The organism is Kitasatospora sp. NPDC058048, from assembly GCF_042885555.1.
In the GTDB taxonomy this organism is placed as follows: Bacteria; Actinomycetota; Actinomycetes; order Streptomycetales; family Streptomycetaceae; genus Kitasatospora; species Kitasatospora lactacystinica.
In genome coordinates this window covers 35,329-47,605 of the sequence record NZ_JBHVRT010000019.1, presented here as the reverse complement: position 1 = coordinate 47,605, position 12,277 = coordinate 35,329, and the positions used below count along the sequence as shown (strand labels likewise).

General features: G+C 72.2%; 13 protein-coding genes. 9 read left to right on the top strand and 4 right to left on the bottom strand.

Annotated features, from left to right (window positions below):
- The first annotated feature begins 135 nt into the window (after positions 1–135).
- The 5 genes from mqnC (at position 136) to ACFVVA_RS21025 (ending at position 5,395) form a co-directional block, all read left to right on the top strand.
- Entirely contained in the window at positions 136–1,356 is a 1,221-nt protein-coding gene (gene mqnC, locus ACFVVA_RS21045; RefSeq protein ID WP_359902223.1) for a cyclic dehypoxanthinyl futalosine synthase, read from the top strand.
- A 132-nt stretch (positions 1,357–1,488) separates the two neighbouring features.
- Positions 1,489–2,226, top strand: coding sequence for a hypothetical protein (locus tag ACFVVA_RS21040; protein WP_387691512.1), 738 nt, complete (start codon positions 1,489–1,491; stop codon positions 2,224–2,226).
- Positions 2,227–2,476: 250 nt separating this feature from the next.
- Positions 2,477–3,064 (top strand): hypothetical protein, encoded by a 588-nt coding sequence (locus tag ACFVVA_RS21035; protein WP_387691510.1) that lies wholly within the window; start codon positions 2,477–2,479, stop codon positions 3,062–3,064.
- A 159-nt stretch (positions 3,065–3,223) separates the two neighbouring features.
- Positions 3,224–3,919, top strand: a complete 696-nt coding sequence (locus ACFVVA_RS21030) for a demethylmenaquinone methyltransferase (protein ID WP_359902232.1) — start codon at positions 3,224–3,226, stop codon at positions 3,917–3,919.
- Between the two features lie 165 nt (positions 3,920–4,084).
- Entirely contained in the window at positions 4,085–5,395 is a 1,311-nt protein-coding gene (locus ACFVVA_RS21025) for a geranylgeranyl reductase family protein (protein ID WP_387691508.1), read from the top strand.
- 41 nt (positions 5,396–5,436) lie between these two features.
- On the opposite strand, the gene ACFVVA_RS21020 is transcribed toward ACFVVA_RS21025, so the two are convergent.
- The 3 genes from ACFVVA_RS21020 to ACFVVA_RS21010 form a co-directional block, all read right to left on the bottom strand.
- Positions 5,437–5,793, bottom strand: a complete 357-nt coding sequence (locus ACFVVA_RS21020; RefSeq protein ID WP_387691506.1) for a MazG-like family protein — start codon at positions 5,791–5,793, stop codon at positions 5,437–5,439.
- 99 nt (positions 5,794–5,892) lie between these two features.
- A complete protein-coding gene (locus ACFVVA_RS21015; RefSeq protein WP_359902240.1) occupies positions 5,893–6,558 on the bottom strand; it encodes a peptidylprolyl isomerase in 666 nt (221 codons plus the stop codon).
- Between the two features lie 126 nt (positions 6,559–6,684).
- On the bottom strand, positions 6,685–7,344 hold the full coding sequence (locus tag ACFVVA_RS21010; protein WP_387691503.1) for a TetR/AcrR family transcriptional regulator: 660 nt from the start codon (positions 7,342–7,344) through the stop codon (positions 6,685–6,687).
- A gap of 302 nt (positions 7,345–7,646) precedes the next feature.
- On the opposite strand from ACFVVA_RS21010, the gene ACFVVA_RS21005 reads away from it, so the two are divergent.
- Positions 7,647–8,639 (top strand): DMT family transporter, encoded by a 993-nt coding sequence (locus tag ACFVVA_RS21005; protein WP_387691501.1) that lies wholly within the window; start codon positions 7,647–7,649, stop codon positions 8,637–8,639.
- Positions 8,640–8,652: 13 nt separating this feature from the next.
- On the opposite strand, the gene ACFVVA_RS21000 is transcribed toward ACFVVA_RS21005, so the two are convergent.
- The gene (locus ACFVVA_RS21000; RefSeq protein ID WP_387691499.1) at positions 8,653–9,228 is read right to left on the bottom strand and encodes a hypothetical protein; all 576 of its coding nucleotides are present in this window, start codon (positions 9,226–9,228) and stop codon (positions 8,653–8,655) included.
- A gap of 202 nt (positions 9,229–9,430) precedes the next feature.
- On the opposite strand from ACFVVA_RS21000, the gene ACFVVA_RS20995 reads away from it, so the two are divergent.
- The 3 genes from ACFVVA_RS20995 (at position 9,431) to ACFVVA_RS20985 (ending at position 12,204) form a co-directional block, all read left to right on the top strand.
- Positions 9,431–10,531, top strand: a complete 1,101-nt coding sequence (locus ACFVVA_RS20995) for a sensor histidine kinase (RefSeq protein WP_387691497.1) — start codon at positions 9,431–9,433, stop codon at positions 10,529–10,531.
- Between the two features lie 15 nt (positions 10,532–10,546).
- Positions 10,547–11,248, top strand: a complete 702-nt coding sequence (locus tag ACFVVA_RS20990) for a response regulator (RefSeq protein ID WP_387691495.1) — start codon at positions 10,547–10,549, stop codon at positions 11,246–11,248.
- A gap of 596 nt (positions 11,249–11,844) precedes the next feature.
- Positions 11,845–12,204 carry an NADH-quinone oxidoreductase subunit A gene (locus ACFVVA_RS20985; protein WP_030060100.1) on the top strand — a complete coding sequence of 120 codons (360 nt, stop codon included), beginning with the start codon at positions 11,845–11,847 and terminating at the stop codon, positions 12,202–12,204.
- Positions 12,205–12,277: the final 73 nt, after the last annotated feature.

The window sequence follows — 12,277 nt, the reverse complement described above, 5'->3', positions numbered from 1 at the left end:
CTGGCGGCCGAGGGCTGCGGCGGGGTCCGGGGCGGCCCGTGCGCAGTTCAGCGGGCTGACGCGGGCGGCGGAATGTGCTGGCGTAGGCTGGTTCGGCCGTACCCGAGTAGCACTTGAGAGAGAGAAGGCCGCCAGGTGACCGAGCTCGCAGCGACCACCCTCGATGCGTCCAGCACCGACCTGAAGGCCGTGCTCGACCGCGCCACCGCCGGTGACCGGATCACCCCGGAGGAGGCGCTGGAGCTCTACCGCTCGGCGCCGCTGCACGCGCTCGGCTCCGCCGCCGACGCGGTGCGCCGCCGTCGCTACGCGGGTACCGAGCACATCGCGACGTACATCATCGAGCGCAACATCAACTACACCAACGTCTGCGTGACGGCGTGCAAGTTCTGCGCCTTCTACGTGCCGCCGAAGAGCGACAAGGGCTGGTCCCGCGAGCTCGACGAGATCCTGCGCCGCTGCGCCGAGACGGTCGAGCTCGGCGGCACCCAGATCATGTTCCAGGGCGGCCACCACCCGGACTACGGCGTGGAGTACTACGAGCGGGCGTTCTCGGCGATCAAGGCCGACTTCCCGCAGCTGGTGATCCACTCGCTGGGCGCCTCCGAGGTCGAGCACATGGCGCGGATCTCGGGCGTCTCCGTCGAGGAGGCCATCACCCGGATCCACAAGGCCGGCCTGGACTCCTTCGCCGGCGCCGGCGCCGAGCTGCTGCCGGAGCGGCCGCGCAAGGCGATCGCCCCGCTGAAGGAGTCCGGCGAGCGCTGGCTGGAGATCATGGAGATCGCCCACGGCCTCGGCGTGGAGTCCACCTCCACCATGCTGATGGGCACCGGCGAGACCAACGCCGAGCGGATCGAGCACCTGCGGATGATCCGCGACGTGCAGGACCGCACCGGCGGCTTCCGGGCCTTCATCCCGTACACCTACCAGCCGCAGAACAATCACCTGAAGGGCTCGACCCAGGCCACCGTCTTCGAGTACCTGCGGATGATCGCGATCGCCCGCCTGTTCCTCGACAACGTCGCCCACATCCAGGGCTCCTGGCTCACCACCGGCAAGGAGGCCGGCCAGCTGTCGCTGCACTACGGTGCGGACGACCTCGGGTCCGTCATGCTGGAGGAGAACGTCGTCTCGGCGGCGGGTGCCAAGCACCGCTCCAACCTCACCGAGCTGATCCACCTCATCCGGGCCGCCGACCGCGTCCCGGCGCAGCGCTCGACCACCTACGAGCACCTGCGGGTGCTGGACGACCCGGCCAACGACCCGGTCGACCCGCGCGTCGCCTCGCACATCGCCTCCACGGCGATCGAGGGCGGCACCGCGCACCCCGAGCTGAAGATCCTGGACAACTGAGTCCCCTTCTCCTCCTCTCCTCCTGGCCCCTCCCGCGCCGGTGTGGTTGATGCCGGTGTCCCTGTGGCCGTGGCCGTTGCCGCCGGCGTCGGCATTGCCGCCGGCGTTGCTGTCGAAGTCGAAGGCGCTGTTGTGCTGACTCTGCACCGGGCGGCGTTCGTGCTGCCCGACCCGGCCGACCCCACCGCCCCGTCCATCGCCGACGGGGCGGTGGTGGTGCGTGGCGAGCTGGTGGAGGCGGTCGGTCCGTACGGGGAGCTGGCGGCCGCCCACCCCGGCGCGCGGGTACGGGACTGGGGTGCGGCCGTGCTCACCCCCGGGCTGCGCAATCCGTACGGACACCGGCTGCTGGAACGGGCGTACCACCCCGATCCCCGGGAGGAGGTCGGCGTCGAGCCGGTGGCGGACGGGCTGGCCGGGTCCACGGACGAGGCGCGGTGCGGGGCCAGCGCACGGCGGGGACTGCAGCGGATGCTGGGGTACGGGGTGACGGCGGTGGCCGGGCCCTTCGAGCGGGCTTCGGTGCGGACGGCGGTGGCGCGGTCGGGGGTCGTGGGACTGCCCGGGGCGCCCGCTTCCGCCGGTTCTGCTGGTTCGTCAGGAGGGCCGGGCGACGTGGGCGCGGGGCCGCTGGACCCGCTGGCCGTCCTGCCGCTCACGGAGGCCGTGTACGGGCGGGTGGCGGCCGGGCGGCGGGCGGACTTCGCGGTGTTCGCGGTCGCAGGGGGCGGGATCGGGCGCGGGGGCGCGGAAGCGGTGTCGGGCGCGGACGTGGGCGCGGGTACGGGTGCGGTGTCGGGCGCGGAACCGGCGGCGGGTGGGTGCCTGGCCACGGTGCTGGGCGGGCGGTTGGTGTACCGCCGACGGTGAGACGGTCGTCACGGCAGGTGTGACGTACTCGTCAGTAGCCGGATTTCCTTGTGGCGAACGGGACTTCCTTCGTGTGCACCCGAACTCCGGTGTCGGTGCCGGAGAGTGATTGTCCCTTCATCGTGACCTGAGGGCCCGCCAGCGGATACGATCCCGGACAGCTCACTCCGTACCCTCACCACACCACTGCCCGCGCCCGCGGGCGGCGGGGCCGTGTCCCCGGCCCCGAAGGCAAGCCAGGACAGGAACCATGCAAACCGCGACCGTTCCCCCGCCGCGCACCCCGCGGATGGGCCGTGGTTGGTACCTCGCCGCCGTGCTCAGCGCCGTGCTGGCCGTCGGCATGTGCCTGCTCGGTTGGCGCCAGGCCGACCAGGCCGACCGGATCGAGGCGCACCCGGTGAGAGTCGAGGGGGTCGTCACCCAGCTCCCGACCGGTGGCGGCACCTACAGCGCCGTCAGCTACCGGGCCGGCGGGGAGCCGCACACCGCGGCCGCGCTGCCGCTCTCGGACAGCGCCAGGCTCGGCGACAGGATCTGCCTGGAGCACGCCGCCGACGACCCGGGCGCGGTGCGGATCTGCGGCGACACCTACCCGCAGCCCGTCGGCGTGGGCCTGGCCCGGTTCAGCGTGCCGGTGGCCGTCGTGCTCTTCGTGATCTGCGTGCTGCGCATCCGACGGCACCACAAGGCCCTCGCGCTCCGCGGCGGGCAGGGGAAGCTGGCCGCCAACCTCGCGCTGGCGACGGGGGCGCTGGCGGACGGGATGCCCGCGATAACGCACGGCAAGCGGTCGCGTCGGCGGCGCCGCGCGGGCGGGCGGCGCGCTCAGCACTGACCGGCCGTGCCCGGTACGGGTGGGCCGAGCCCGTTACCGGCGGGCGGCTGCTCGACGTCGGGCGCGGGCCGGGGCTCGGCCGGGGTCGGCTCCGGGTTCGGCTCCGGGTCGGTGTGCCCCGTTGGTCGGGGCGTCCGTGCGAGGGTGAACAATGGGGGCGTGACCCGAGCCTCTCTGGACAAGCAGCCGCACGAAGTCGCCGCCATGTTCGACGACGTCGCGGCCAAGTACGACCGCACCAACGACGTGCTCTCCCTCGGCCAGGCCCGCGCCTGGCGCCGGGCGGTGGCCGAGACGGTGGCCGCCGGGCCGGGGGACCTCGTGCTCGACCTCGGGGCCGGCACCGGCACCTCCTCACTGCCCTTCGCCGAGGCCGGGGCCGAGGTCGTCCCGTGCGACTTCTCGGTCGGCATGCTCGCCGAGGGCAAGCGCCGCCACCCCGAGCTGGCGCTCACCGCCGGCGACGCCACCCGGCTGCCGTTCGCGGACGACACCTTCGACTCGGTGACGATCTCCTTCGCGCTGCGCAACGTCCAGGACACCGACGCGGGGCTGCGCGAGATGCTGCGGGTCACCAAGCCCGGCGGCAAGCTGGTGATCTGCGAGTTCTCCACCCCGACCTGGACGCCGTTCCGGACGGTCTACACCGAGTACCTGATGCGCGCGCTGCCGCCGGTGGCCACCGCCGTCAGCAGCAACCCGGACGCGTACGTCTACCTCGCCGAGTCCATCCGGGCCTGGCCGGACCAGCCCGGGCTGGCCACCAGGCTCCAGGACAACGGCTGGTCGAAGGTCGCCTGGCGGAACCTGACCGGTGGGATCGTCGCGCTGCACCGGGCCTACAAGATCGCGTAGCCGGGCTCGGCCGGGGCCGGGCGCCGCGGCTCGATCGGTACGGCGCGGGGCCGCGGCCCGGGGCCGACGGTCGGGGGGCGGGGGCGCATCCGGTGACGTGAGCGGAACTAGACTGCCGGAGACAGAGCCGCCGTCCCCCAGCCGCAGTTCCAGGAGTGTGTCCACGTGTCCGAGACCGCAGCCGATCTGACGAAGCCGGACAGCCCCGTGGAGAGCACGGCCGACGTCATCGTGGTCGGCGCGGGCCCGGCCGGCTCCACCACCGCGTACTACCTGGCCCAGGCCGGGCTGGACGTGCTGCTGCTGGAGAAGACCGCCTTCCCGCGCGAGAAGGTGTGCGGCGACGGCCTGACCCCGCGTGCCACCAAGCAGCTGGTGGACATGGGCATCGACGTCTCCACCGAGAACGGCTGGCTGCACAACAAGGGCCTGCGCATCATCGGCGGCGGTGTCCGGCTGGAGCTGGACTGGCCCGAGCTGTCCTCCTTCCCCGACTACGGCCTGGTGCGCAAGCGCGCCGACTTCGACGAGCTGCTGGCCCGTCAGGCCGAGAAGGCCGGCGCGCGGCTCTACGAGCGCTGCAACGTCAGCGGGCCGGTCCTGGACGAGCGCACCGGCCGGATCGTCGGCGTCACCGCCAAGCTCGGCGAGGAGAAGCGGCCGGTCACCTTCCGGGCCCCGCTGGTGGTCGCCGCCGACGGCAACTCCACCCGGCTCTCCCTCGCCATGGGTCTGCACCGGCGCGAGGACCGCCCGATGGGCGTCGCCTACCGCACCTACTTCACCTCGCCGCGCCACGACGACGACTACCTGGAGTCCTGGCTGGAGCTGTGGGACACCCGCGGCAGCGAGCGCAAGCTGCTGCCCGGGTACGGCTGGGTCTTCGGCATGGGCGACGGCACCTCCAACGTCGGCCTCGGCATCCTCAACTCCTCGCCGGCCTTCGGCGAGCTGGACTGGCGCGAGGTGCTCAAGGCCTGGTGCGCCGGTATGCCGGAGGAGTGGGGCTACACCCCCGAGAACATGACCGAGCCGATCCGCGGCGCCGCACTGCCGATGGCCTTCAACCGGCAGCCGCACTACACCCGCGGCCTGCTGCTGGTCGGCGACGCGGGCGGCATGGTCAACCCCTTCAACGGCGAGGGCATCGCCTACGCGATGGAATCCGGCCAGATCGCCGCCGGGGTCATCGTGCAGGCCCTCGCCCGGGTCACCGACGGCGGCCGCGAGCGCGCCCTCCAGGCCTACCCGCGCATCCTCAAGGACGTGTACGGCGGCTACTACACGCTGGGTCGCGCCTTCGTGAAGCTCATCGGCAACCCCAAGGTGATGCAGATCGCCACCCAGCGCGGCCTCACCCACCCGATGCTGATGCGCTTCACCCTCAAGCTGCTCGCGAACCTCACCGACCCGCAGGGCGGCGACGCGATGGACCGCGTGATCAACGGCCTCGCCAGGGTCGCGCCGAACGCCTGACCCGGGGGGACGGCGTGCCTCGTCCCTGACGGGGGCGTCGCCTATGCCTCGTCGACCGCCGGGGGTTCCTCCGGCGGTCGCCGGGAGGCGGTGGAGCGCTGTTCGACGTAGGCGAGGCGCTCGGCGAAGACCCGGGCCGCGTCGGGGGTGAGGGTCCTCAGGGCGACGAGGGCGGAGAAGACGACGTCGCAGAGCTCATGCTGGACGTCCTCCCAGGTGTGGGTGACCCCCTTGCGCGGGTTCTGGCCGGTGGCACCGACCACCGCCGCACCGACCTCGCCGATCTCCTCGGAGAGCTTGAGGATCCGCAGCAGTCGCTCCTCCTGGGGCGACTGCGTGCTCTGCTCGTCCAGCCACGCGACCAGGTGGTCGACGCTCTCCCAGATCCGGCTGTCCATGCGGTGCTGCTCCTGCTCCCGTTGCGGTGTCGTTGGTGCTGCCACCGTACGGGAGCGGGGGACGGCGGGTGGCGGGCCGGGGCTGTCCGGCCCGCCCGGTCAGCGGGCGCTGATCTTCACGTTGCGGATGTTCACCGGGAGCGTGGGGAAGCCGTCGCCCGGGTTGTTCTGGTCGTCCTCGCCGCCGGCGGCGATCTTCTGGAGCACGTCCAGGCCGGCGGTGATCCGGCCGAAGGGCGTGTAGGCGGGGGAGAGCTTGGTGTCCTTCCAGACGAAGAAGAACTGGCTGCCGTTGGTGTTCGGGCCGGCGTTGGCCATGGCCACGGTTCCGGCCGGGTAGGTGGCGCCGGTCAGGTTCTCGTCCGGGAAGGAGTAGCCCGGACCGCCGCTGCCCGTGCCGGTCGGGTCGCCGCACTGGAGGACGTAGATCCGCTGGGTGGTGAGGCGGTGGCAGTGGCTGCGGTCGAAGTAGTCGTGCTCGGCGAGGAACCGGAACGAGAAGGTGGTGCAGGGCGCCTTGTCGGTCAGCGCCTCGAAGGTGATCTGGCCCTGGCTGGTCCGCAGTGTCGCGCGGTAGGGCTTCGCCGCCTTCTTGGCGTCGAACACCGGGATGCCCTTGAAGTTGTCGGCCGGGACAGCCGGTGTGTAGGTGCAGCCGGCGGTGGGGGTGCCGGCCGCGGGGGCGTCCGCGACGGCGGTGCCGGTGCTCGCCACGAGCGGGAGGACGGTGGCGGCGGCGACCAGCGCCCAGTGCGTGCGCTTCACGTGACGGACCTTCCGGGGAGTGGTGGACGGCGGGGTTGTCATGGGTGCATCATCCACGGCCGGATGGGGATGCGGTAGGGGTTGGGGCGGCCGTGGCTCCTCGGACGGCAGTGGTGTGATGGTTTGTCAGTTCTGTTCCGTGGTGGTCGTGGTGGCCGCGGTGGTGGTGAAGAGCCCGGCGCGCGCGGCCAGGGCCGCGGCGTCGGCGGCCCGCTCGGCGGTGCGGGCGTCCAGGGGCTCGCCGGAGACGAACAGGCGGTAGTAGAGCGGCGCGGTGGCGGCCCGGACCACCTCGGCGCCGTCCGTCCCCGTGGGGAGCTCGCCCCGGGCGACGGCCCGTTCGGCCACCTCGGCGGCCTGGCGGTGCCGGGCCGCGAAGAAGGCGCGGAGGGCGGCCGCGCCGGCGTCCGAGCGCTGGGCGGCGGAGATCAGCGCTATCGGTGTGGGGCCGAGCTCCGGGTCGGTGAAGACGCTGAACACCTCCTGGGTGATCAGGCGGAGGTCCTGCTGGAGGTCTCCGGTGTCGGGCAGGGGCCAGGGCTGGTCGGCGGATCCGGTCAGGGCGTCGGCGACCAGGCCGTCCACTCCGCCCCAGCGTCGGTAGAGGGTTGCCTTGTGGGCGCCGGAGCGGGTGGCGACCGCCTCGACGGTGAGGCCGTCGTACCCCTTCTCGGTGACTTCGGCGAGCGTCGCGGCGACCACCTCCGCCCGGACCCGGGCGCTGCGGCCGCCCGGGCGCGGGGTGGGGGTGCGGGGTTCCGGAGCGGGGTGGGTGGTGTCAGGCAAAGTCGACTCCGGTCGCGTCAGGGATCGCTGTGGCGTGACGGTCGCGCCGCGCTCATCGTAATGCGACTCAAGTTGCATTACGAGCAGGGTCTGCCCGCCTGCCGCGGCCACCTGCTCGGCGCCCGACCCATCGGCGCCCGCGCGGGGCATTGATCACCGGCGGTCCGGTGCGCGAGGATGGCGCACCTTTGCTCCACGCTCCACCTCGTCCGCCGCCGGGCTCTCCGCCCGGCTTTTGGGTCCGTCCGACGCCGTACGGTACTCGCGCCCGCCGGTTCCGTCCGTTCGGAGGGATCTTTCGCATGTCTGCCTCCTTGTCCGACCTGCCCGAGGGTTCGTCCTCGTCGGTCCTTCGTGATCTTCCGGTCCTGCTCGTGGCCGTGGTGTGGGGATCGAGCTTTCTCGCCGTCCAGCGCGTGGCCGAGCCCGGGACGGTCGTGGCGATGCTCGTGCTGCGGTTCGGGCTGGTGCTGCCGCTGCTCGGGGTGGTCGCCTGGCGTGCCCTGCGGAGGCTGAGTCGTGCCGAGTGGCTCGGCGGTGCCGCACTGGGGCTGGTGCTCAGCGGGATCTTCCTGCTGGAGACCTGCGGAGCCGTGCACACCTCCGCGACCAACGCCGGACTGATCATCAGCCTCGCGATGGTGCTCACCCCGCTCGGCGAGAGCGCCCTCGGCCGGACCGCACCACCGAAGGCCTTCCTCGCGGCCGCCGGGCTGGCCGTCCTCGGTGTCGCCCTGCTCACCGGAGACGGCGGGCTGCGCCCTCCGACGCTCGGAGATCTGTTGGTGCTGGGCGCCGCCCTCGTCCGCTCGGCGTACGTCCTCGCGATGGCCCGCACCCGAGCCGTCCGCGACACCGACATGCTCGCCGTTACCTGGGTCCAACTCGCCGTGGCCACCGGAGTGTTCTCCGTCGTCGCGCTGTCGGTCGGCCCTGCGCCGTGGACGGTCGCCCGTTCGTACGGAGCCGGCCAGTGGGCCTGGCTGCTGCATCTGTCCTTGTTCTGCACTCTGTTCGCCTTCTTCGTCCAGATGTGGGCCGTGCGGGCCACGTCGCCCTCGCGGGTGAGCCTGTTGCTCGGCACCGAGCCGTTGTGGGCCGCAGTCTTCGGGATCACCATGGCCGGGAACCGGATGGGCCCGCTCGCCCTGCTCGGTGGAGCCCTGGTGCTGGTCGCGACGGAGTGGGGTCGGCGCACGGCCCCCGCGCCGGCCCTGATCCGGAACGAGGACGAGGGCGAGGGCGCGAGCGGGAGGGATGCGGTGGGGCCGAGCGCGGAGCCGGCCCAGGTGTGACCGGCCGCCGTCGTCACCGGTGCCGCCGCAGCGTCCGGCGGGCGTAGTCGAGGGTGACCGCACCGAGCAGCGGGCCCCAGGCGACCAGGGGCAGGTAGGCGAGTGTCATCACCACGCCGGCGAGACCGTGCGGAGAATCCGGTTCGGCCAGGTTGCGGGCCCAGCCGCCGAAGAGCGCGGTCGTACCGAGGGAGGTGAGGATCACCGAGCCCAGCAACGCCGGGACGATCGCGGCGAGTGGCCGGACCCGACGGCCGCCCAGCAGCGGTATCCACCGGGGCGCCACCAGCCCCCAGGGCCGGACCAGGCCCAGGGTCAGGAAGGCCAGCGACTCGGCCAGGGCGCTCAGCGCCACGCAGTAGAGCGTGCCCCAACCCGGTTGGTGCTCGGCGTACGCGGCGAGCGTCGCGCCGCTGAAGCCGACCGGGACGCCGAAGCCGAAGGCGATCCGCCACAGCCCCGAGGGGACGGTGGTCAGGACGGCGGCCTTGGCGGCGAGCCGGGCCCAGTGCGGTGCGGGCGGGACGTCCGGGGCGGCCGCCACGGCCCGGGAGGCGGTGCCGCGGGCATTGATCACGAGCTTCGACATGGTGGTGGACTCCCTTCGGTTCCGGCCTCCGTGGCCGGTGCGACGACTCAAGACTGGAGCCCCGACAGGGGTTGGCGGCAGATGCCGATCGGGCTGTTCCTCCTGCTCAACCCGCCTTTGAAATATGCCGATCGGCACAGGCGTGACGCATGGGCGGCGTCGTAATGTGACGGCAGTCGAGGAGTCGAGGGAGGTGGTGACGATGACTCAGATCCTGTCCGGGGTCGTCCTGGTCCTGGTGCCGTTCGTCCGGCCGGTGCGGCGGCGGTACGGGGCGGCGGCCGTGACCATGGCGCTCGGGGCGGCGTCGGTCGCGCTCACGGTCGCCGTCTGGTCCCTCGGCCGCTGGGCGGAGGGGCAGCGCTGGGCCGGGCTGCTGGGCCTGGTGGAGCTGGCCGTCCTGCTGCTGTCGGTGGTCGTCGGCCTGCGCGCCGAGGACGGCCCGTGGTGTGCGGCGGCCGCCTGGACGGCCTGCGGAGCGGTCGCCCTCTGGCCGTCCCGGTTCGTGTTCATCGAGGGGCCCGCGGACACGCTCACGCTCTTCGGCTTCGGATCGATGCTCTCCCTGCCGGCCGTGCTGATCGGGCTCTACCTGCGGGGCCTGGACGAGGTGCGCAACAAGGCGGTGGCCGAGGCGAGGCGGGCGCAGCGGCTGGAGCTGGCCCACGACCTGCACGACTTCGTGGCGCACGATGTCAGCGGCATGGTCGCCCAGGCCCAGGCGGGGGCCTACCTGGCCGGGATCGATCCGGCCCGGGCGGCGGAGATGTTCCAGCGAATAGAGCAGGCCGGGCAGCGGGCGCTGGCCTCGCTGGACCGGACGGTACAGCTGCTGCGCAGCGAGGAGGGCGGAGGCCGCGGTCCGCAGGCCGGACTCGCCGAACTCGCCGAGGTGGCCGAGCGGTTCACCGCGACGGGTGGAGCCGCGGTCCGTCTGGAGCTGCCGGAGGAGCCGGTGCCGCGCGAGGTGGAGGGTACCGTCCACCGGATCGTGGTCGAGTCCCTGACCAATGTCCGGCGGCATGCTCCGGCCGCGCGGGAGATCGAGATCCGGGCCCGCCGTAGCGGCGGACGGCTGGAGCTGACGGTGACCAACGACGGTCGGGCCCCGGGCTCGGCAGGGCGGCCGCGCCGGGGCGGCGGCAGCGGCCTGCCGGGCTTGGCTGCCCGGGTCGAGGCCCTCGGAGGTTCGCTGGAAGCCGGCCCGCACGAGCGGGAGGCCTGGAGGGTGACGGCGGTGCTGCCACTGGAGGAGGCCGGTGCGGGGCCGACGGGTTCGTGGGAGCCGAGGCGGGACGGGTAGCGGGGAGGTACGGAGATGGGCAGTGGAACAGGGCCGATTCGGATCCTGATCGCGGACGACCAGGCGGACGTTCGCAGTGCGTTCCGGATGATCCTGGACGTCCAGCCGGACATGGTGGTGGTGGCGGAGGCGGCGGACGGTGCCGCAGCGGTGCAGGAGGCCAGGAGGCTGCGGCCGGACGTGGTGCTCGCGGACATCCGGATGCCGAAGGTCGACGGCCTGGAGGTCACACGGCAGTTGGCCGACCAGTGCAAGGTGATCGTGGTGACCACCTTCGACCTGGACGAGTACGTGCACACGGCACTGCGGCACGGGGCGGCCGGATTCCTGCTGAAGCGGTCGGGGCCGGTGCTGCTGATCGAGGCGGTCCGGGCGGCGATGGCGGGGGACGCGTTGATCAGCCCGCAGATCACCGTCCGGCTCCTGCGGCACATGGCACTCCCGGGTGCGGAGCCGGTGCCCGGGCGGGGCGGCGCCAAGCCGGCCGCGGCGGCTCCGCAGTCGACAGCCGGCCCGACGGAGGAACTGACCACGAGGGAAAGGGAGATCGCCGAGCTGGTGGCAGACGGCGCGACCAACGCCGAGATCGGCGCGGGGCTGTTCATCTCGCCGGGGACGGTGAAGAACCACCTTGCCAACATCCAGCGCAAGATCGGAGCCCGTAACCGGGTGGGCATCGCGGCCTGGATCTGGGAGCAGGCGGCCGGCCGCCAGTAGCCGTCCCGGCCCGCTCGAAATGCCGGGCCGAGGCGGGCCTGTCCGAGGCGGCACGGACGCGGCACGGACGCGGCGCGGAGGTGGCACAGAGGTGGCACGTGGGGGTGCCCGGTGGAGGAATCGGGCGGCTCGGGGAGCGGCAGGGGAACCCCGTGCAACGGCAAGCTCGCGCGCTTGTGAACGAAGGGTCAAGCGAGCGTTCGGACCCCCGCCACCCCTGCGAGTGAGCCTCTATAACACGTCAACATGGCGCCTGGAAATTTGCTCAGGCCGACGCATAGTTGATATAGGAACACGCCCCTGACCTGCCGCTTCACAAGTAAATGCGACTGCTTGTGATCATTTGACTGCTTTGCGTCGACAAATCTGGGCATGTTCATATTCGACCCCATTCGAAGGGTGTCGTAGATCACAAAGGTGACCGTGAACTGCGTGTCGCAGATCACAAGCCGACGGGCATAGGATGCGCTCGTTCCAGGCTTTGTGAACTGCCTCACATGAGGTGGATCTCGGGAACTGGAACGCGGGTTCACCTCTGTGTGACCCGCCGGTTCCGATCTGCAGTCAAGGACGACTGGACGGAGGGAGCGGGGGCTATGAATGCCTACGCGCCGATCCTCGTACTCGGTGCCATCGCGGCGGCGTTCGCGGTCGGCTCCGTCGTGATGGCCTCACTCACCGGCCCCAAGCGCTACAACCGGGCCAAGTTGGAGGCGTACGAGTGCGGCATCGAGCCGACACCGCAGCCCGTGGGCGGCGGTCGGTTCCCGATCAAGTACTACCTGACGGCGATGCTCTTCATCGTCTTCGACATCGAGATCGTCTTCCTCTACCCCTGGGCGGTGACCTTCGACGCCCTGGGGATCTTCGGGCTGGTCGAGATGCTCCTGTTCATCGCCACCGTTTTCGTCGCGTACGCCTACGTGTGGCGGCGCGGCGGCCTGGAGTGGGACTGAGCGCGGGGTGGTCCGAGCGCGGGGTGGCGACCCCACCCGTCCGCCGGCTGCGCGCCCGCTTGTGAACGAGCGG

Coding starts and splice junctions, on each gene's coding strand:
- ACFVVA_RS21035 (WP_387691510.1), top strand. CDS start 2,477: ATGCAAACCGCGACCGTTCCCCCGCCGCGCACCCCGCGGATGGGCCGT.
- ACFVVA_RS21020 (WP_387691506.1), bottom strand. CDS start 5,793: ATGGACAGCCGGATCTGGGAGAGCGTCGACCACCTGGTCGCGTGGCTG.
- ACFVVA_RS21005 (WP_387691501.1), top strand. CDS start 7,647: ATGTCTGCCTCCTTGTCCGACCTGCCCGAGGGTTCGTCCTCGTCGGTC.
- ACFVVA_RS21000 (WP_387691499.1), bottom strand. CDS start 9,228: ATGTCGAAGCTCGTGATCAATGCCCGCGGCACCGCCTCCCGGGCCGTG.
- ACFVVA_RS20995 (WP_387691497.1), top strand. CDS start 9,431: ATGACTCAGATCCTGTCCGGGGTCGTCCTGGTCCTGGTGCCGTTCGTC.
- ACFVVA_RS20990 (WP_387691495.1), top strand. CDS start 10,547: ATGGGCAGTGGAACAGGGCCGATTCGGATCCTGATCGCGGACGACCAG.
- ACFVVA_RS20985 (WP_030060100.1), top strand. CDS start 11,845: ATGAATGCCTACGCGCCGATCCTCGTACTCGGTGCCATCGCGGCGGCG.